Source organism: Sporomusa sp. 246TCP1 (assembly GCF_057319775.1).
In genome coordinates this window covers 4934636-4951706 of record NZ_CM170492.1, presented here as the reverse complement: position 1 = coordinate 4951706, position 17071 = coordinate 4934636, and the positions used below count along the sequence as shown (strand labels likewise).

At 38.2% G+C, this 17071-nt stretch carries 20 protein-coding genes; 13 read left to right on the top strand and 7 right to left on the bottom strand.

What is annotated here, in order from left to right; translation table 11 throughout:
* Nucleotides 1–163: 163 nt before the first annotated feature.
* From AC1ECB_RS23495 to AC1ECB_RS23475, 5 genes are all read left to right on the top strand, one after another.
* A complete protein-coding gene (locus AC1ECB_RS23495) occupies nucleotides 164–331 on the top strand; it encodes a hypothetical protein (RefSeq protein ID WP_485666068.1) in 168 nt (55 codons plus the stop codon).
* Nucleotides 332–800: 469 nt separating this feature from the next.
* Nucleotides 801–1457, top strand: coding sequence for a hypothetical protein (locus AC1ECB_RS23490; protein ID WP_485666067.1), 657 nt, complete (start codon nucleotides 801–803; stop codon nucleotides 1455–1457).
* Entirely contained in the window at nucleotides 1438–2430 is a 993-nt protein-coding gene (locus AC1ECB_RS23485; RefSeq protein ID WP_485666066.1) for a helix-turn-helix domain-containing protein, read from the top strand. The genes AC1ECB_RS23490 and AC1ECB_RS23485 overlap by 20 nt, the downstream gene beginning before the upstream one ends.
* A 257-nt stretch (nucleotides 2431–2687) precedes the next feature.
* The gene (locus AC1ECB_RS23480) at nucleotides 2688–4826 is read left to right on the top strand and encodes a DEAD/DEAH box helicase (protein WP_485666065.1); all 2139 of its coding nucleotides are present in this window, start codon (nucleotides 2688–2690) and stop codon (nucleotides 4824–4826) included.
* A 46-nt stretch (nucleotides 4827–4872) separates the two neighbouring features.
* Nucleotides 4873–5502: a DUF2290 domain-containing protein gene (locus AC1ECB_RS23475; RefSeq protein ID WP_485666064.1), complete on the top strand. Its 630-nt coding sequence runs from the start codon at nucleotides 4873–4875 to the stop codon at nucleotides 5500–5502.
* Between the two features lie 685 nt (nucleotides 5503–6187).
* Here AC1ECB_RS23475 and istB read toward each other — a convergent pair.
* The 7 genes from istB to AC1ECB_RS23440 all read right to left on the bottom strand — a co-directional run bounded on the left by istB (nucleotide 6188) and on the right by AC1ECB_RS23440 (nucleotide 12621).
* Nucleotides 6188–6940 (bottom strand): IS21-like element helper ATPase IstB, encoded by a 753-nt coding sequence (gene istB, locus AC1ECB_RS23470; protein WP_485666063.1) that lies wholly within the window; start codon nucleotides 6938–6940, stop codon nucleotides 6188–6190.
* The gene (gene istA, locus AC1ECB_RS23465) at nucleotides 6937–8415 is read right to left on the bottom strand and encodes an IS21 family transposase (RefSeq protein ID WP_485666062.1); all 1479 of its coding nucleotides are present in this window, start codon (nucleotides 8413–8415) and stop codon (nucleotides 6937–6939) included. The genes istB and istA overlap by 4 nt, the downstream gene beginning before the upstream one ends.
* 1102 nt (nucleotides 8416–9517) lie before the next feature.
* Nucleotides 9518–10285 carry an AAC(3) family N-acetyltransferase gene (locus AC1ECB_RS23460; RefSeq protein WP_485666061.1) on the bottom strand — a complete coding sequence of 256 codons (768 nt, stop codon included), beginning with the start codon at nucleotides 10283–10285 and terminating at the stop codon, nucleotides 9518–9520.
* A 134-nt stretch (nucleotides 10286–10419) separates the two neighbouring features.
* On the bottom strand, nucleotides 10420–11037 hold the full coding sequence (locus tag AC1ECB_RS23455) for a hypothetical protein (protein WP_485666060.1): 618 nt from the start codon (nucleotides 11035–11037) through the stop codon (nucleotides 10420–10422).
* A gap of 8 nt (nucleotides 11038–11045) precedes the next feature.
* Nucleotides 11046–11273: a hypothetical protein gene (locus AC1ECB_RS23450; RefSeq protein ID WP_485666059.1), complete on the bottom strand. Its 228-nt coding sequence runs from the start codon at nucleotides 11271–11273 to the stop codon at nucleotides 11046–11048.
* A 105-nt stretch (nucleotides 11274–11378) separates the two neighbouring features.
* Nucleotides 11379–12323 (bottom strand): DUF4238 domain-containing protein, encoded by a 945-nt coding sequence (locus AC1ECB_RS23445; protein WP_485666058.1) that lies wholly within the window; start codon nucleotides 12321–12323, stop codon nucleotides 11379–11381.
* A 79-nt stretch (nucleotides 12324–12402) separates the two neighbouring features.
* Nucleotides 12403–12621: a helix-turn-helix domain-containing protein gene (locus tag AC1ECB_RS23440; protein ID WP_485666057.1), complete on the bottom strand. Its 219-nt coding sequence runs from the start codon at nucleotides 12619–12621 to the stop codon at nucleotides 12403–12405.
* Nucleotides 12622–12795: 174 nt separating this feature from the next.
* On the opposite strand from AC1ECB_RS23440, the gene AC1ECB_RS23435 reads away from it, so the two are divergent.
* The 8 genes from AC1ECB_RS23435 to AC1ECB_RS23400 all read left to right on the top strand — a co-directional run bounded on the left by AC1ECB_RS23435 (nucleotide 12796) and on the right by AC1ECB_RS23400 (nucleotide 17037).
* Nucleotides 12796–13623, top strand: a complete 828-nt coding sequence (locus AC1ECB_RS23435) for an ORF6N domain-containing protein (protein WP_485666056.1) — start codon at nucleotides 12796–12798, stop codon at nucleotides 13621–13623.
* Between the two features lie 132 nt (nucleotides 13624–13755).
* Nucleotides 13756–14064 (top strand): hypothetical protein, encoded by a 309-nt coding sequence (locus tag AC1ECB_RS23430; RefSeq protein ID WP_485666055.1) that lies wholly within the window; start codon nucleotides 13756–13758, stop codon nucleotides 14062–14064.
* Between the two features lies 1 nt (nucleotide 14065).
* A complete protein-coding gene (locus tag AC1ECB_RS23425; RefSeq protein WP_485666054.1) occupies nucleotides 14066–14257 on the top strand; it encodes a hypothetical protein in 192 nt (63 codons plus the stop codon).
* Between the two features lies 1 nt (nucleotide 14258).
* The gene (locus AC1ECB_RS23420) at nucleotides 14259–14534 is read left to right on the top strand and encodes a hypothetical protein (protein ID WP_485666053.1); all 276 of its coding nucleotides are present in this window, start codon (nucleotides 14259–14261) and stop codon (nucleotides 14532–14534) included.
* Between the two features lie 29 nt (nucleotides 14535–14563).
* Complete coding sequence (locus AC1ECB_RS23415) at nucleotides 14564–14896, top strand: hypothetical protein (RefSeq protein WP_485666052.1); 333 nt, start codon at nucleotides 14564–14566, stop codon at nucleotides 14894–14896.
* Complete coding sequence (locus tag AC1ECB_RS23410) at nucleotides 14889–15089, top strand: hypothetical protein (RefSeq protein WP_485666051.1); 201 nt, start codon at nucleotides 14889–14891, stop codon at nucleotides 15087–15089. Before AC1ECB_RS23415 ends, AC1ECB_RS23410 begins: the two co-directional genes overlap by 8 nt.
* A 21-nt stretch (nucleotides 15090–15110) precedes the next feature.
* Nucleotides 15111–15299 (top strand): hypothetical protein, encoded by a 189-nt coding sequence (locus tag AC1ECB_RS23405; protein ID WP_485666050.1) that lies wholly within the window; start codon nucleotides 15111–15113, stop codon nucleotides 15297–15299.
* Between the two features lie 160 nt (nucleotides 15300–15459).
* Nucleotides 15460–17037, top strand: a complete 1578-nt coding sequence (locus AC1ECB_RS23400) for a hypothetical protein (RefSeq protein ID WP_485666049.1) — start codon at nucleotides 15460–15462, stop codon at nucleotides 17035–17037.
* The last annotated feature ends 34 nt before the right edge of the window (nucleotides 17038–17071 follow it).

Here is a 17071-nt window from a genome sequence, read left to right as displayed (position 1 = left end):
GCATGGTGATGCCAACGCCTGCGAAGTCAGAGAACTATGCAGCCAGCCGGCCGGGATCGCACAAGGAGCACCGGTTTGAGCTGAAGTCAGCAGCGCTCCGGACAAGAATGGGTTCCTAGTAACGATAAGGCGGGACAGTACCGAATGGGCATACCCAGAGGTAATGGACATTGAAACGGCTATTCATTGCGTTGACTGGTTGATCGAGCAGTTGAAACTTCCATGGGAGGCTGTGGCTATTCCGATTGCGGCATTAGCCGAGCAGGCGGACAAGTCGTTGACCTGCCGGCGGGCGATTAAGATGGCCCGGGCTGAAGGAATACCGGTTTAATATTAGCCAATTACGGAATGCAGTCCGGGGCGATCCGCTAAGAAAACGCAACGATTGAATGATTGCGCAACTAATCAAAACGCAACGATTGATTGCGCTGTGAATGATTGCGTTTTCAGGGAGCGGCCGACCGGAAATACCGGCAGCCGGCTTGGAGTATGCATATTTTTGTATATAAATGGGGCGAGACTGAGATCCCGCCCTAAATGTTTATAGAAGAGACAATTTTTAAGGCCTTTACTTTGGGAAGATAATAATTGGCCCGTCCCACAACCATTTTCTGGCCGGGGACGGGCTTTTTTTATTTTAGGCAGAAAAATAAGCCGGATTCCTGGTTTACCGACATAATTTTTTTTATTATTCTTCGTATCGCTGTTGACTTTTTTGATAAAATATGAAAAAATGTAACCAGTAGTAATGGGCGCGATTTTCCAAGTTTCTTAAAATTTGTCTACAGAAAGGGAAATATATGTATAGTAATTTTAGTGATGAAGTTATACGCAAGCGTTTTACCCAGCAACATTTAAATTACATAGTTAGCGGAGTTACCCAAGGTTATAATATGGCATATAATCTAGCTGAACAGGTTCCTTGGATATATCAAACTATCCGAGGTAAAGCGAAGCTTCCACATCTTCGCAATGTTGCTATCGAAGTTATGTTATTAGAAATGGCTTCCTTAGGAGAAATTCCCCTAGTAGGTCATGAGGTGTGGAATAAGAAAAAGACGCATAGCTATGCCGAACTAAGATCTACTGACTGCATTATGACCGTTAATTATGTCCACAGGCCAACTCAATTTCCAAGAAAGGCGTTTTTCCGGAAGGTATTGTCTGAAAACAATATTCAACAAGCTTTGTGGGAAGAATACGAAGAACCAGATCAAAGTAATGTTCTTTATACGGTTTTAACTCATGGTGGTAATAATGATAAGTTACTATTCGCGTCTATTGGAGCTCCTGTTTCGGGGTTTATGAAATGGGGAGCTAGATTACCTATTTTTAGATGGCAGGATATCAAGGCAGTTGAAAGAACGGATATAGCTGTACAAAAGATGGCTAAAAAGCCGTCGCTAAAAAAACAGATACTAGAGAGGTTGAACACTAATGAGCGGGAGGAAGGATAATTTATTTCCATTAGGAAATTTAAATCCTGAAAAATTGAGGGAGGCACGTGTAGTTAGAGGGTTAAATGCTCAACAACTAGGAACGCTTTTTGGTGTACAGAAGCAAACCATCAGAAATTACGAACTTGGAGCAAGAACACCGTCAGCTGATATACTTCAGCAATATATTGATAAGCTGAATTTCCCCCTTAATTTCTTTTTCGATAATACTACTGACGAAGAATCGTATTCGGCTATTATTTTTAGGTCTATGGCTACTTCAACTATTATTGACCGCGAAGCCCTAAGTTTAAAGGCTCGATGGATGGCCAAGGTTTATAGATATTTTGAATCAATGATGGATTTTCCAGAATTGAATTTACCAACTTTCCGCAGAAAAGAGTCATTTGATGACGATGAAATAGAAGATATAGCAAAACTAGTAAGACAGAATTGGGGGTTAGGTGATGGACCCATTTTAAACCTAACCGTAACACTCCAAGACAATGGAGTGTTAATCGCAAAAATGAAAGTCAATACCGAGAAGGCTGATGCTTGCTCTTTTTGGAGAAAAGGCAAGCCTTATATATTTCTTTCATCTAATAAGCAGTCAGCCGTCAGATCTCGATTTGAACTAGCGCACGAACTTGGACACTTGTTGCTACATGATTACTCACAGAATGATATTTTAGATAAAAAGCTTGTTAAACGATTAGATCAGGAAGCACATCGATTCGCAGGTGCACTTCTTTTACCAAGGGATTCATTTGCCAAAGAGGTGTTTTCACCTTCTATTAATCATTTTATTCTGCTTAAGAAAAGGTGGAAAGTGGCGATTTCTGCAATGATATATAGATGTAGTGATTTGCAGATTCTTTCCGAGTCTCAGATTCATTATTTATGGAGACAAATGGCAATCGAGAACATTCGGAAACGTGAGCCTCTTGATGATATAATACCAATCGAAAGTCCGAGTCTTTTTCTGACGCTTTAGAAATACTTTTAGATAATAAATTAATTTCAAAGCCGGAATTTGTAGATCAATTGAAATTACCACCGGATGAAATTGAAGACATTTGCAATCTTGAAAAGGGTTTTTTAAATCCAAGCTTTGCGAGAACAAAAGCACCTCACCTGAAATTAATTAAATAAGATTTATTTGTGGTTTGGAGAAGACTAAAATAGAGAATTAACAATTGTAAGACACAGAATATTGATAAATAATATTTTGATATTGGAGGTTGCTTTTTAATGAATTTTGATGTGGTAAGAGGCAAAGTTAATAAAATACCACCAACTAATATTCTTGTTGAAAATATTACCAAATACTTTAATAATAATGATGATGTCGGTACTTTATATTTAGGTTACCCATTGTCAGCTAATTCCGAATCGAAAGTAACAATTGACGCTTTATTAGTAAGTCAGAAGTGTGGATTAATTGCTTTTATTTTTCCTGAAGACATACACGATCCCGATTCAATAAAAGAAGAACAGGATTCATTGTATTACCATCTTGATTATAATTTTAAAAAATATATGTCACTTAAACGAAAGAGAGATCTTGCATTTACGCCGCAAGTTGTATCTGTTTTTCCTGATGATAACTACCCAGATCTTTCCGAAGAGTACACGCTTATTTCAGACGATTTAATAGAAGAAATTTTAGTAGAAGATCCTAGTTTTAGTATAGAGATTTATAAAAGGTTATGCGAAGCTCTTCAAAGAGTTACTAATATAAAACCCCGGAAAAAGCGCCAAAATATTCAAAATGAATTATCGTTTGGTGGCAAGATTAAAAAAATTGAGAAAGAAATAGCTAACTTAGATAGATGGCAAAAAAAAGCTGCTTTAGAACTTCCTGAAGGACCGCAAAGAATAAGAGGATTAGCTGGCTCTGGTAAAACAATAGTTTTAGCATTGAAAGCTGCCTATTTACATTCACAATATCCAGATTGGGATATTGCCATAACATTTTATACTCGGTCACTATCTCAACAAATTAAAGACTTAATACGACAGTTCTCTTTTGAATTTTCAGGTCAAGAACCAGATTGGGAAAAGGTGCATGTCGTTCATGCCTGGGGTACAAATTCTGAAGAAGGTATATATTCAATAGCTGCTCGGTCATTAGATTTAACACCATTAAACTTCGAAAATGCTAAAAATAAATATGGTAGAATAAATGCCTTTAAAGGTATATGTGAAGAACTAATTCCCTATTTTGGGAAAAATTATATACCGAAATTCGATGCAGTTTTAATTGATGAAGCTCAAGATCTACCCAGTTCGTTTTTTAGAGTTGTATATTATCTGACGCAGAAGCCAAAAAGAATTACTTGGGCGTATGATGAACTTCAAAATTTAAGTGAAATTGCTATGCCTTCACTTGAGGAAATGTTTGGGAAAGATACAGAGGATAATCTAAATATAACCTTGGAAAATAAGCTTAACGAAGCACAGCAAGATATAATTTTACCAATATGCTATAGAAATCCACCATGGACATTATCAATTGCGCATGCATTGGGATTTGGCCTTTATAGAGGTAAGGGAAAAATTCAAATGTTTGATGAATTAAGTTTATGGGAAGATATAGGATATCAGCGTTGCAGTGGGCAATTAAAATACGGAAGTCAGGTTGTATTAAAGCGGAAAGCGGAATCAACACCTGAATATTTTACTCAATTACTGACACCACAAGAAAGTATTCAGTACAAACGTTTTGATAAAATAGATGAGCAATATAAATGGGCTGCAGATCAAATTAAAAAAAATATTGATGAAAATGAACTTGATCCTGATGATATATTAGTAATTTTTCCTGATGCATACCGATCTACCAAGCATTATATTGAATTTCGGAAATTTTTAAAGAGTCTTGGTATTAATTCAATATTAGCTGGAGTGGATACTGATAAAGATACTTTTAGGTTAGTAGACTTTGTATCTTGTTCGAGTATATTTCGTGCCAAAGGGAATGAAGCCCCTATGGTATATATCTTAAACGCTAATTACTGTGCTGATGGTTACGAGTTAATTAAGCTAAGAAATACTCTTTTCACTGCAATAACTAGATCAAGAGGTTGGGTAAGAATTTGTGGTGTTGGAGAAGGAATGGACTTAATTGCGGAAGAAATAAGAAAATGTGTTGACCACGAATATACCTTAGATTTTAAGTTTCCAACTAGAAAAGAGTTAGAATCAATTCGAAGAATTAATCGCGAGAGAACCCAAGAGGAAGTAAAAAAGCTAAGCTATGCACAAAATAGTGTAAAACAGTTAATTGAGAGTTTCGAAAAAGGAGAAATTGATACTGAGTTAATTCCAGAAATAGAATCTTTATTAAGAGTAATAAACAAATCGAGAAGTGATTATGAAGACGAATAAAAAGACATGTAACTTCAATAAGAACGTTCAAAATGCAGTGGATACAATGAATAATTTAATGATTTTATTGTATGAACTGAACTTAGTTTATTACTATAACGAGGTAAAGCCTCAAATGATAAATTATGATCAAGTAATAACTTGGAATAATCATTTATCAAGTAGAGCAAATTGTGGAGCGTCGTTTACTTCTTTAGATCAGTATGACCACATTCTTAATACGGGAGCTTTTCACTGTATTTTATTTGATGGTTCAATTATAAGGTCTTCTTTGACCTTCCTAGATAATTTATTAATAAATCATAGCCATTTATGGTGGCCGGCTCCTTATTTCAGTACTGATAGCCTTACAGGAGATTTTACGCCGCAGAATAAATATGAGGACTTTTTAACTGATCCAAATTGGACAAAAAAATTAAGGATGAGAAGTCCAATTAGGATAGATTTTGATCCGGAATCTGAAAGCGATTTTCACCCATTGACTCATATGCATACACAACATCATGAGACAAGAGCTTGTATAGATAAACCAATTTGTTTTAGTAGATTTATAAAATACATTTTTCAGAACTTTTATCCGGACATTAACTTAGATTATTCAAATTGGAACATGTTGAATTTTTCCTATCAAAAACCCCAGTATTCTCATCACCAGCTCTCTAAGCTAATAATTTAATTTAAGGCTCTTACGAAGAAATCAAAACGTAAAAAGAAAACCCAGGCAACTGCCAGGGCCTAAACCTTATAATCAACAGAATCTCCAACGCCGTCCTCGATAGTACGCTCTCTATCGGGATCCGGCTTGGAGTCTTTTTTTATGGATTTTTGGATCTCAGCTGCCGTTTCTGCCTTAGCTGATACTGTAGCTCTAAGTCGAAGTAATCAGGCAGCGCTCCTCGCACCGGTAATACTCGTTTTATAGGCTAGATGAAGGTTACGGAGCTGTCTAAATCCTTCTTGGATATCTTCATATTGTTCCCACGGTACCGACCTTAAAAGAGTTTGGCGTTCGGAAAATGCATCTGCAGGTGACATGATTACGAAAACAGGTACGTGAATGGTAACGCGGACCTGACAAAACCTCACATTGTACTTCAGGTTGCCGCACACTTTTTTTATCGTATAACCTTTGTGTGCATGTGCTATAAAGCCTTATAAATACTGGCTTGTGGGGCTTTGAATAGTAACGCGAGAACCTTATATGTGAATGTCAATGAATTTCTTTACCACTTGATACTGAATTAGTTTACCAGTAGTGATAATGAAAAAGTTTACCATCTATGTAATTTTGACAGTGAAAAAGTTTACCACTTAGCCCCTAAATATAGGGAAATACTGATTAAGCAGCATTTCCCCTGTATTTAATTGTTGCCATCTTGGTTAGAATGCTCTGCTCGGTAAGGATGCTCAGAGTTCATGTTTAATACATGAGATCTAAATATCAAACGGTCAATTAAGGCCGTCACCATCGTTGTATTTTCAAACATCGTAATCCAATCTGAGAACTTTAAATTTGTTGATACGATAACGCTGCGTCGTTCGGCTCTGTCAGCAATGACTTTGAATAATAATTCTGACTGATGGCGATTAAAGGTAAGGTAACTAAGCTCATCAATAATCAGTAGGTCAGTCTTTGACAGCTGCTTCTCTATTTTGATAAGCTTCTTGTATTCTTGAGCTTCAATGAGTTCGTTGGAAAGGTTTGCTGCCGTATAGAACTTCACATTCATTCCCTGCATGCAAGCTTTGACACCAATAGCAATACTAAGATGGGTTTTTCCAGTACCTGGGTTTCCAATCATCACGATGTTCTGCCGTTTGCCGACGAAATCACAACTTGCAAGCTCATGAATAAAAGCTTCGGTAAGGTGCTCAAAACGACTGCAATCAAGTTCATCAATAGTTTTCATATAGGGAAAGTTTGCGGCTCTAATCTTGCGCTTCTGACTACTTTGCATGCGGGAATCAAGCTCCAGCTTCATCAGGGAGAGAAGAAATTCCTCATAGCTTTTATTGCTTCCTAACTGTCGTACGACATCTATGTAATGATTAAAGGTAGGTAACCGTAACTGCTTTGTATACAGTTCAATCATTTGACTGTTTGTATTAATCATTGGTTGACTACCCCGTATTTTTCATCATATTTTCTTAAATCAGTTTTGATAATTTCAATTTCATTTTTAAAATATATGACGGAAGATTTAATGGGTTTATTCAAATAAGTTCTGACCATGTCAACTGTAGGAACAACATAGCCTGGAAAAAGGCGCTTAATGGTAAGAATTTGTTCTTCCCCATAATCGACACATAAGCGAAGTAGTTTGACCATCTCCTTATTTCCACCAGGTAACTGATTTCCCCAGTCCAGCAGTTCCTTGGTAAGCGTCTCTTTGACCGGCCTGGCATTAGACACAGAGCGAGGCTTTCGCTCCAGCAGATCAATGTAATGTTCTAGTCGATATTGAGTATTCCCAGAGCTATATTGGCGGGAGTAAGTGGCAATCACTGATCCTTCATATAGTATACAAATGTTATTTGCGTATCCTTTTACAGTAACATCTTTCCTCAGATATTTTGTGGGGACTGAATAGTTGTTTTTTTCATAACGAACGGTAGAAAAATCATCTACCTTGACCATGGCAGTTTTGCTTGTATCAAAACGATACTTCGGAATATTGTTTAAAAATCCGCTTTCTTCCTGGTACATGAGCTTAACAGAATGTTCACGATGAGCTACTTTATGTTTCTCGCGATAATTAATGCAATCACTCCAAAGTTTACGATTGAGTTCCGCAATATTATTGATTCTGGGAACCGGTACAAGGAAGTTCCTTCTGGAATAACCAACCAGATTTTCTACAAGACTTTTTTCATTACCGCTAGCCGGATTGCAAAAATCTAAGGAAATTGCATAATGGGCGCTAAAAGAAAAATATTTGTCCTGCGGTTTTGCGTGAATACCAAACCCTTCTTTGACGGCAACCTTCGCGTTATCAAAGATTAAACGCCTTGGCGTACCACCAAAGAAATCAAACATTATTTGTTGGGCTTCTAAAAAGGTTTCTTCATTGGCGGCCTTGTAAACTTGGACAAACATATCACAGCTATAGCATAATCGCCCGCAGAAGGTATATAGCTTGGTCTTTTGACCGTCTATGTATACAGTTGCTTCACCCCAATCAATTTGAATGGCCTCGCCGGGGGCATATGAAAGGGGGACACTGCTTTGCGGCGGAACAGTTCTTTCAGCTCTAAGATTTCTAACTGTTGTACGTATTGTGGAATATGAGCCTATAAAATTCTTTTCGGCGACCAAGCGATCATAAATCTTCTTGGCAGTATGCTTTTGCTTTTTCAGGTGTTCATCATCGTCTTCTTTAAAACAGCCAAGAATAAAGGCTTTAATTTCATTGGTAATGACATCTGAATCTCTATGGTAATCTTTTCGCACTTCTGGATGAGTGGCACCTTCACAGTATTTTTTAACGGTTTGTCTTGATATGCTAAGGTCTTTTGCGATTGAACGTATGGATTTACCATCTAAATAACGGGTACGAATTGCTGAATAGATATCCACTTCAATAATCACACCTTTCAGTTCCTCCCTGCAAAACATTTGATAATATTTTACAGGTTTTTTATGATAGGTGGTAAACTAATTCAATATCAAAATCAGCTGAAGTGGTACACTTTTATAATATCATTTACACCTTATAAAACCTCACATTGAATAGTAACGGGAAAAGCAAAGAGACAAAAAATAACCGGCGCAATAGCCGGGGTATCACTACTTAACTGCTTTATGTTGCTGCTGGCCTGCTTCCATGCGATCAAGCTAGGCAATAATTGGCTTAAATCCTCGCCGGCCCTTTCCTGTGGACTATATCCCGCCCGGGGCGGGGCAGGCAAGGGGAAAATGGTACCGTTTGGAGTTTAAATATCGGTCACATCAAAGGGGGCTTGAGATTCTATCTGCGGGATTATATTTTGGTATATAAGTGCCCTAAAAGTAATAGTAATGCCGCCGGCAATCGCGGCGGCAAGGGGCGGGCCGGTTGGTAATAAGTATGCAGCAGCCGGGCGCGGGAAGTTAAAGAATGTGGTAATCGGCTCGGAGTAACCTTAATTACTTGGCAAAGGTACTTAATAAGTAACAGCTATCTAAGGGGAGTGTGTGTACACAAAAATGCATTTAGGGTGCATCCTGGATGTAGACTTTGAATACAAAAACGGCAAGGATGCATCTTTTTCCCTGATTGATAAGGGTAAAAGCCTGATGGTAGGCCATTTTTAGGGGTTAGGTGAAGGGTGCAATAGTATTCAAAAAGGGTGCAAAAGGTATACAAAAATAGGGCGCAAAAGTTGTGCAAAGTAGTGGTTTTTTATTAACCAGAACTAACCACTCTTGAACTTGATATATCCGGTAAAGTAAAGCTAGTCTAACGACTGGTGGTATTTTTTACCTTGTCCACATTGTCTACAAATTGAAAAAGTGGACAAAAGTGGACAATTTGCATGAACGAATGGTAAGGAAACTTATTAAAACCTTATAATTCACAATAATAGTAATGCAAGGGCGGTTTATCGAAAGCTTGTGGAAAAGTAGGTTATGGTGCTGTTTTAGAATTTTATTAGTTAAACAACACAACAGAGAATTTTTATTATATCTTTCTTAACTTAATGACATTGGGCTAATGCCGAGAACTTTTCTTAATTCCATATAAACCTAAAGCATCGCTTGCCAATGCATCTTTATAAAGATTTATTACATTATTAACTTTCAAAAACATACACTTTGCTTTTCCGATAGTGATATTTTTTATATGGCCTCTGGCATATGCCTGATCTTGTATTTTATACCAGGCCATTTCGGGAGGTTTTCCTGTTTCTATATACCATTGCTCTTTAGGATAATAGCGTTGAACTTCAGCTGTCGGCCTAAAAATGTCTTTGATTTCTGATGGAAGATTATCTTCAACATAATGCATGCTAGTGAGCTTATATATATCGACGCCTAATAATAAGCCATATCCATCTTTAATGTGTAGATTTGATAATCCTTCGCTATTCTTATCCTGTTCCGCACCCCAGGCCGACACTCTATACATTCCTTCGCCGGTTAATACATCAGGCATTTGCCGAAACGTATCTGAAATAATCCCCATGCCGGTTCTTTCACTAGAATTGGGATCTAATATTTTTATTTTGCAGGTTAAACCTCTTTGCTTATCATCTTCTGTGAGTTCAAATGGTTTTGACATGGGAAATGAAGGCATAATCATTGCGCCTTCCGGTGTAATGATATTCTTCAATGCGGAAATTACCGTTTCGGCACCACCATCGACTTTACTAAAACTGCTGAGAGAACTATGGACTTCAATATACATGCCTTTTTGCAATCCAAGCTCACGGAACTTGGTTTCGATTTCATTGCAGGTAATCATATTATTTCCTTTCACTAGTAGAACCCCAGGAATGTGTGTAGTCTCAGTATCCCTGGGGGTTATATTTTAAGCGCAATGGCGACCGAGCCGCGGGGCTGGCTAATAATAAGTATGTGGTCGGGGGTAGGAAGGGCGCAATAATAGTGAGTTTAATAGTTCTCTATGATTTTTTTTATTTGATCGCTTAGTCGATTGAGTTCATAGACGTATTTCATATTACCATTGTCCTCTACTTTAAAATATTTATTGCTCTTGTAATTTGACTGTAAATATGTAAGATTAAAAAACCACTCATTTATAGCAGTTAATTCGTCTGGAGTAAGGTCAATATTCTCAACAAGATCCAGCCAACGGGGGTTACAATCTATATGTTCATATCTAAAATATGTTCTAGAGCCAATAATCTCGTTGTGGATATTTAATGTAATAGATAGTTGACTTATTAATAGTATTTGACGATTGTCTTTTTTGTTATTAGTGCTCAGTTTATTGTGCTCAATAGATTCTGTTTCTGCGTCTTGCACGGAAGTATATGCTTTTTCTAATTTAGGGTCGGTTGCTTTATTAAACGTACCAGGTATTTGTTTTAACAAATATGTTTGCCAAATGATGATGCAAAATAGAAGTACGATTACGGGATAGTGCCAATAGTACCATAAAAAATCACGCACAGAGACAAACACAAGGGTTATTGATGCCACTATTCCAACAGAAATAACTTTGGACCATACAGGGTCTTTCCATACTTTATATAATAATTCCCGCATAATTACACCTACCTAATCTTAAGCCTTAAAATCAATATGATCTCCAACGCCGTCCATGATAGCAGGCTGCTGCTTATTGGGCTCCGGCCTGGAGTCTTTTTTTTTATGGAATTTTTGGCAACTAACTGCCGTTTCTGTCGCAATTGATACTGTGTTTCAAAATCAAAGTAATCCGGCATTGCTTTGCGAACAGGTAGAATTTTTCTTATTGCTTGGATAGGTTCAACTCGTTCCACGGTATCACCACCTTTAAGATCTATTTAAGAATTTCCACAGGTTGTTGCAGACATTTATGCAACAACTGGAGGTCACATTCTATCTAAATAGGATACTTAACTGTGTTAGGTTTCAACTATTTCTTGTGTGAACCAAAGAAATGTTCTTTCTCCGGATGGTATCCGATGCGTTGTTAGCTCAAGGCGGAAACGAGAATTTTTCTTCACGAATCTAGGAATCCACTCATAGTTATCACGGAAGAATACGGTGCTTTCAGCACAACGTACGATAAGTCTATTGATATTTATTACTTCTGCGCGACTAATTTTTCGTATGGCGTAATGAAAGTTCGAAAAAGAAAAGTCTGTCTGATATTTCTCAGGTGAGAGAACGGGGTGTATTCTGACTGCAAGACTTGGGGAAAGCGGGATGATTTTATTTAATACACAAAGATTATTAGTAGTTTCAATTGTGACAGGATAGTCACTTGTGAAGAAAGGGGTATCGTCGTAGGGATTAATAAGTATGTCCCATGTAGAATTTCCCAATATAGCTGTGAGAGAGAGTATTGAAGTAATACCAATAGCCTGTGGATATTTTGGGTCGATTTCTACAGTTATTTTTTCGCTGTTTAACAACTCTGTTAGGCTTTGGCCACCAAGTTCAGGCGGTGGCGCTGGATATAACCCTTTGGAGTCTATTATTCGACTAGCGCATTCAACTGCTTCCTTGATTGGTCTTGACTGCAGTCGCATACCCGCTGGTGAACACGTGAGAATGTATGCAATAAATCCAGCAATTACGTATATGCATTCTAGATCAATGTTATTAGCTTTTAGCTTTTTGAGAGCACTATTATACTTAGGTTCAATTTCTTTAAGGAATTCCTCGATTGCTCGTTCTTCGTTTAAATACGAATTTGTACTTCCATCTTCAATTCTGCAAACAGAGTAAGCATCGGGGGTGAACAACTTTAGGTCGCTTTTTCGAATAGCATACATTAGTGTTTTGAGCTTCGGTGAGTAGAAGTTTTTAAGATGAACCTGGGATACATAATGATCAAGCGGCATAATACTCGCTTCCTTCGTTATGACGATCGGTATCGTAAGAGGGGGCAGCTATTTGTTCAATCTTTTAGTTTACTGTAGACTAATTATCCTCTTTGTCGTTTGATATGTATTCCAGCAAATCCCCCGGCTGGCAGTTGAGGGCAGCGCAGAGCTTGTCAATGTGTTCAATTTCAAGTCGTTTTGCTGATCCATACCACAAAGCTGAGATTGTATTAGGTCTTATTCCTGTAATATCAGCTAAAGCTTTTTTGGTTAGACGGTGACGTCCCATTAATTCAGCAATTTTAAAATGTATCACTCGTAGTTACCTCCAGTGAATATCGTCTATAGTTAAAAGTTTAGCACTATACATTAATAAAGACAATTAGAAGTTAAAAAATAACGAATAAAGTTATTGACAAATAACTCCTGGAGATATATAATAACCACAAAATAATGAAAATAACCTTTGTGGATAATCGGGAGGGATCATATGAAAAGGTGTAATCGGGAGGTTGTTAATTTAGTGCCTGTAGGGCAAGGCGTTTCTAATATATCAGTTAAGGAATACAGGGGGCATCGAGTCGTAACTTTCCGAGATATTGACACAGTGCACCAAAGGCCTGAAGGGACGGCTAAGCGTAATTTCACAGAGAATAAGTATCATTTTATTGAGAATGAAGATTACTTTTATATCAAAGCAAATCAAAGGGACGAAATTCGTACTTTTGAGATTCCGAATAGGGGACTCATTCTAATCACTGAATCAGGCTACTTAATGCTGGCCAAATCCTTTCACGACGATCTAGCCTGGAAAGTCCAACGCATGTTAGTCAAAAGCTACTTCCGGGCCAAAGACCAGGCCGGAGAAAAGCAACTACCGCCACCAGGCACCACAGCCGACATACTTAAAGAGAATATACTCACAGGTAAAGCCTTCACTGAGGCTATGGGCCTGGATGAGCATCAAGCCCTAATGGCTGCGATCGCGAAAACTGAACGCCAAACGGGGGATGATCTCAGGGAATTCAAACGCCTACTTACTTCCTCTGTGCCAAAAGCGGACAAGCCTACTGACGAAGAAAAGGCCACCGCCCGGGTTATTGCGATTCTACGCGAAGCCGGTGAGATGAGCCAGCGTGACCTGGGCCGAAAGATCCGGGGCCGTTATTCAGTAGCACAATTGCAAGAGATATTAAACCGACTTCAAGCCGCTAATATAGCTTCTTGCCAGGCACGAAACAGGTCAGAACGGTCAGCAGGTAGGAAATCAATAATCTGGTGGCTAAATGATCCCAATTATGAAAGGGGTGAAGTATAAAGGCAAATGAAAAGGCCGGATACTGCGCTAACAGTAACACCGGCCAAACGGGCAAGGAATCGAGAGAAACCCGCCGTCAAGTCCATTCTATCAAGCGGCGGGATTAGAGTCAAATGATAGGAGAGTGATGCTATGACTAGTAATATTCCTTCAAACCGTGACAACATATCAATATTTGAATTACTAGTAACGATTGGCGCAGATAGGGCAGTAAACACATATCAACCGAGCAAATTACCGGAATGGAAGCAAGCTTACGATAAATTGCAAGAGATGATAAATAAATTACTTGAAACAGGCGTTAAACAAGTAGAGATTGAGAATTTGCGTAGCCAGGCCACGGTATTTGAGTGCACTGTAATTGATACCATGTATAAATATGGATTCTCTGATGGAATACACTTTATCATTGAGACTCTAACCGGAAAGAAGGTAACATGACATGAAAGAGCTTGAGCGTCAACGCCTTAACCGGTATATAGCCGATGCAGAAAAGTGGCTGTTTGTCATTACCGATGGTTTGCGGTACCCAGAGAACTCACAGCAGGCTGCTGCTGGTGCTTTGGCTAGGGCTGTGGTTGAATTATTAGTACTGAGTTCCAAATTGCAAATGAATATGGACGGAGGGTGTTAGCATGTATTTATCCAATCAAAAATGCCCTAATTGTGGCTATACATTACACGTAACCTGGCCTTGGCCGCCGGTCATTACCGGTACGCCTACAGCGCTAGTATTTGTTTGTCAAAATTGTGCACTTACGCAGCGGGCCGAGGGGCTTGTAGAAAGGAAACCCTTTACTCAGGATGTGATTATCAAGCCGGAGGGCCGTAATGTCTTAGCTCGGCATTACAGCGCCTATAATCAGGCTATTCCTTATATGGCTGACGGAAATATACCTATTGGTGCTTAGATAGAATAATGGGATGGGGAGAGGATAATATGGTCATTAGTGATGGAATGTGCGATAGCATGCTGGAGATAGCGGGGCTTACATATAAAGAGCATTTAAATAGAGGCGGTACTATAGAAGTATGGCAATATGGCAAGTATACGCCCACTTATATAATGTTACCGGCCGAAGAAGTAGATTTCGGGCGGCAGGGATCGTCGCGCAAATTAAAGGCGATAACCCGAACGGTACCAGGCGAGGATGGCCACAGGTGCTGGCGTATTGAGGATGTTGTGGACGTAAGGGATATTCTTAATGCTGTTGGTCAAGGTTTTAGCGATTCTTTAAAGGATTGCGTTGGCCGGGAGGCGCGAAATGAGTAAATCAACAAACTTAATCATAGTTATGTCTGCGGATGAGCAGCAAAGCCGGGTATTTATCGCAGGTGCTTCGACAGTTGACGAATGGCAAGATAAAATGATGGCCGTAGTGCTTAAAGATAATACGACATTCCGATTTTCTCGGGATAGCAGTAGGTTTGTTAATGATTTGATAGCTTGGGGTAAGTCGAAATAGGTAAAAGGGGAGGTATGAACGGTGCCTAAGTTAAGAGTGGATGAAAGATATGTTTGGGCGGAGCTGCTTTGCCTTAGGGCAATTTTAATAGAGGTTGCGGCAGGCAAGCGGTTTGGCATGGAGGGACGAAAAGCGACGGTGATTGCCGGGGAGATTGAGAGGCTGGCGGCAGCGGTGGTAGGGCCGGTGGATAAGAGTATAGCTAATTAGAAGTGGGGCGGGATAATTTCCCGCCCTCTATTATTGAACAAGTATAGCTGCATATGTCTTTATTTAAAGGGAATGTAACTTTTTATAAAGAAGATAGATATTGGTAAAATGGGTTAAATTTACTTGCAATGCTAATAGGTTTAAATCAAGGAGTGTTTTAATGTTTGACATATTAGATATTTTTAGTAAACAACCATGGAAAGAATATGAGCCGATACATCAGTTTATTAAACGAAATTTAGACGAAAATGGTAAAGTTAATAATCCCAATTTAGAATTGCCTGATGAGCCGAAAAAGAAAGAAGGCGAAATTAAATGGGCTGTTGGGGCTATGGATGGAGTATTATCACATCATTTTGGTAGTCCAAGTGAAAAGAATGAGCAAATTGAAAATATAATCTCGTTATTTGTGGAGAGAATAAACCAACCTAATAAAAGAAATAGAATAAATTTGTATAACTGTTTGAAAAATATTGACGCAATATCCTTAATAGATGACCTAATGAGAGAGATGCAAAAACTTAATATTGATCTTAATCAATTATATTGCGAAGTTCGTTGGCTGGCACTTAATAGCGCCCATAGAAACGTGGTGAAATTTGCCATTGCTATTCTTGGAAGGTTTAATACAGATGATGATGACGTGTTGCTTGTCTTAGGTAAACATGAGGAATTTACGTTGTATTCTGCGGTTGCATTATTAAATAAAGATCAAGATGCAGAGATAAAACTATTGGAACTGGCCAAGTGTGTGAAGGGATGGGGTAAAATACATATTGTCGAGCATTTGCGTCCTGAAAACGAGGAAACTAAGCGCTGGTTAATTTGTTATGGTTGCGAAAATGCTGTTATGGATGAGTACTTAGCATATACCTGTGCTGTAAATGGAGAGCTTATTAGGTTTCTAAATGCGCCTCAAATTGACTATGAAATTTTTCGGGGTGCGGGGCATATTATAGAAGCTTTGATAAATGGAGGACCAGCGTCAGATATAAACGATTATAGTGATGGTGCTGAAGTTATACAAAAGTATGTAAATCATGCCCTACAAATAGAAGCAAGGTTAGAGGATCTTATTGTTTTGGGTGTAATTGCGGATTACTTAGACGAGAAAAACCAAGAAGAGTATGAAAAGCTTTTAACTCTAGGATGGAATGAGATAACCATTAAGGATAGCATAAAGAAAATCAAAAAGATCTTGTCTGATGATAAGTGGAACGGGCTAATTTTACAAGAGTTAAAAACGGATAATGATTACCAAAAATATATAGCTGTCAGAGCAGCCAATATAGTTAAATTAGATATATGGGATAATTTATATGACTTATTAATGGATAAACCAAATGATGCGAGAAGTTATCTAGAAATGATGAGAACAGAAGATCATAATCGAATAATAAAACTTTGCAATTTTGCAGAAAAAAACTTAAATTTCACAGCTATTATTGGTAATCCAGAAAATAACGTATTTGGATATAATAAAGACAACGATTGTCTCGATTTTATTTTACAATCTTTAGATCGTTTTGAGGGGATAGGTGGCAAACTGATAAGCGTTGGACTTCAAGCGAAGTCAGTAAGAAATAGGAATATGGCAATAAAAGCTTTAGAAAAATGGAACACAAGTTTTTGGCCGGAGGATACTATGCAATGGTTAAATGCGTTAAAGGAAATTGAGGCCAATAATGATACTTTGCAAAGCATTAATCTATTATTAAATAGGGTTAATCAAGAATGATTCTCTGCTCTATGTCAGATGGAGATTAAGCGGC

Bases quoted from the DNA above. Each gene is read 5' to 3' on its own strand.
- AC1ECB_RS23495 (WP_485666068.1), top strand. From the start codon at position 164: ATGGACATTGAAACGGCTATTCATTGCGTTGACTGGTTGATCGAGCAG.
- AC1ECB_RS23490 (WP_485666067.1), top strand. From the start codon at position 801: ATGTATAGTAATTTTAGTGATGAAGTTATACGCAAGCGTTTTACCCAG.
- AC1ECB_RS23485 (WP_485666066.1), top strand. From the start codon at position 1,438: ATGAGCGGGAGGAAGGATAATTTATTTCCATTAGGAAATTTAAATCCT.
- AC1ECB_RS23480 (WP_485666065.1), top strand. From the start codon at position 2,688: ATGAATTTTGATGTGGTAAGAGGCAAAGTTAATAAAATACCACCAACT.
- AC1ECB_RS23475 (WP_485666064.1), top strand. From the start codon at position 4,873: ATGAATAATTTAATGATTTTATTGTATGAACTGAACTTAGTTTATTAC.
- istB (WP_485666063.1), bottom strand. From the start codon at position 6,940: ATGATTAATACAAACAGTCAAATGATTGAACTGTATACAAAGCAGTTA.
- AC1ECB_RS23455 (WP_485666060.1), bottom strand. From the start codon at position 11,037: ATGCGGGAATTATTATATAAAGTATGGAAAGACCCTGTATGGTCCAAA.
- AC1ECB_RS23445 (WP_485666058.1), bottom strand. From the start codon at position 12,323: ATGCCGCTTGATCATTATGTATCCCAGGTTCATCTTAAAAACTTCTAC.
- AC1ECB_RS23435 (WP_485666056.1), top strand. From the start codon at position 12,796: ATGAAAAGGTGTAATCGGGAGGTTGTTAATTTAGTGCCTGTAGGGCAA.
- AC1ECB_RS23430 (WP_485666055.1), top strand. From the start codon at position 13,756: ATGACTAGTAATATTCCTTCAAACCGTGACAACATATCAATATTTGAA.
- AC1ECB_RS23425 (WP_485666054.1), top strand. From the start codon at position 14,066: ATGAAAGAGCTTGAGCGTCAACGCCTTAACCGGTATATAGCCGATGCA.
- AC1ECB_RS23420 (WP_485666053.1), top strand. From the start codon at position 14,259: ATGTATTTATCCAATCAAAAATGCCCTAATTGTGGCTATACATTACAC.
- AC1ECB_RS23415 (WP_485666052.1), top strand. From the start codon at position 14,564: ATGGTCATTAGTGATGGAATGTGCGATAGCATGCTGGAGATAGCGGGG.
- AC1ECB_RS23410 (WP_485666051.1), top strand. From the start codon at position 14,889: ATGAGTAAATCAACAAACTTAATCATAGTTATGTCTGCGGATGAGCAG.
- AC1ECB_RS23400 (WP_485666049.1), top strand. From the start codon at position 15,460: ATGTTTGACATATTAGATATTTTTAGTAAACAACCATGGAAAGAATAT.